The following is a 1,554-nucleotide window of genomic DNA, read 5'->3' on the forward strand; positions in this document are numbered from 1 at the left end:
GATCGCATCGATTGCGCGCCGAACGTCATCCCATGCAAGGCGCGGCGGCAAATGCGCCAAACGCCAATGCGGCGTCCCTGGGACGACGCGGGCGAGATCCTGGTCATTGTGGCCAGCCCAATACAAAAACCGAAGAAATGTTCGGATGTGAGAGGTCGCCGCCGTGCGGGTGGCGGAGGTCGCCGATAGCGACAGCCGATGCTCAACGGCGGCGAAGACATGCTCCGCTGTAGAAGTTTGTACTTGATCGGACAGTTGGCGTCTGAGAGTGGTCCGTTTTGCCTGTCCGATGGGATCAGGCAGCGATCATTTTCTCCTTCGCCAGCGGGGCGGTGTCAAGGAAGGTCTGCATCGGCGTCTTGCCGAAGCACCAGCGGCCCTGATGTGGGCGCTCCTCATTGTAACTTCTGACCCATTCATCCAGATCGGCCTGCAGCTCCTCGATCGAGCCGTAGATCTTCTTCCTGAAGGCGACCCGGTAGAACTCGTCCAGCACCGTCTTGTGGAACCGTTCAACGATGCCATTGGTCTGCGGGTTCTTGGTCTTGGTGCGGGAATGATCGACGTCCTCGACCGCCAGATAGAGCTCGTACTCGTGGTGTTCGGGATTGCCGCAATATTCGGTGCCGCGGTCGGTCAGCACCCGGCTTAGTTTCACCTCGTGCGCGTCGAAGAACGGCACCACGCGGTCGTTGAGGAGATCGGCGGCGGTGATCGGCGTCTTGCGGTCATAGAGCTTGGCGAAGGCGACCTTCGAATAGGTGTCAAGGAAGGTCTGCTGGTAGATGCGTCCGACCCCCTTCATGTTGCCGACATAGAAGGTGTCCTGGCCGCCGCAATAGCCCGGGCATTCACTCTCGAACTCACCATGCGCCTCCTTGTCCAGCTTGGCCTTTTCCAGCGCCGCCAATTGGCTCTCGGTGAGCACGATGCCGTCCTGGGCGACCTTCGCCTCCAGCGCCTTCAACCGCTTCTTCATCGTCTCCAGATCGTGACGCTGCCACACCCCGCGTACGCCCGACGGCGAGACCGAGTGGCCGAGCTTGCGCATTTCGTTGGCGATGCGGGTCTGTCCATAGGCGGGATATTCCAGCGTCAGCTCGAGGATGATCGCCTCGATCTCCGGTGGCGTGCGGTTGGCCAGCAGCGGCTTCCTGCGCGTCAGCTCCTGCAGCGCCAATTCGCCGCCGGTCTCGTAAAGCTCCTTGAAGCGGTAGAAGCTGTCGCGTGAATAGCCCATCATCTTGCAGGCCTGGCTGACATTGCCGAGCTGTTTGGCCAGCTCCAGCAGCCCCACCTTGGCGCGGATGATCTTTTGGTCCTTGGTCATGTCAGTGTCCTTTCTGTCGCCGAGGCCGGGCGCTGCGAACCCTGACCACTCCGCGCCCGGCCTCGGCTCAAGCTTCAGCCCAGGACACCGTCTGTCAGATAAACTTTAAACTTTTACAGCTCCGCCGTCAACGCTTGGGGCTCTTGGTCGGGATGATGATGGCGGAGCCAATCCAGAAAGCGGCGGCCGCCCAAAAGAACGCCTTCGCGGGTCTTCGGCTCAAG

The 1,554-nt window shown here is 60.9% G+C and carries 1 protein-coding gene; it reads right to left on the bottom strand.

Annotation, left to right across the window (positions count from 1 at the left end; all coding sequences use genetic code 11):
• Positions 1–295: 295 nt before the first annotated feature.
• The gene (locus NKI52_RS32610; RefSeq protein WP_352700865.1) at positions 296–1,330 is read right to left on the bottom strand and encodes an IS481 family transposase; all 1,035 of its coding nucleotides are present in this window, start codon (positions 1,328–1,330) and stop codon (positions 296–298) included.
• Between the last annotated feature and the right edge of the window lie 224 nt (positions 1,331–1,554).

Origin of the sequence: Mesorhizobium sp. M0590 (genome assembly GCF_040320905.1) — a bacterium.
Lineage (GTDB): Bacteria > Pseudomonadota > Alphaproteobacteria > Rhizobiales > Rhizobiaceae > Mesorhizobium.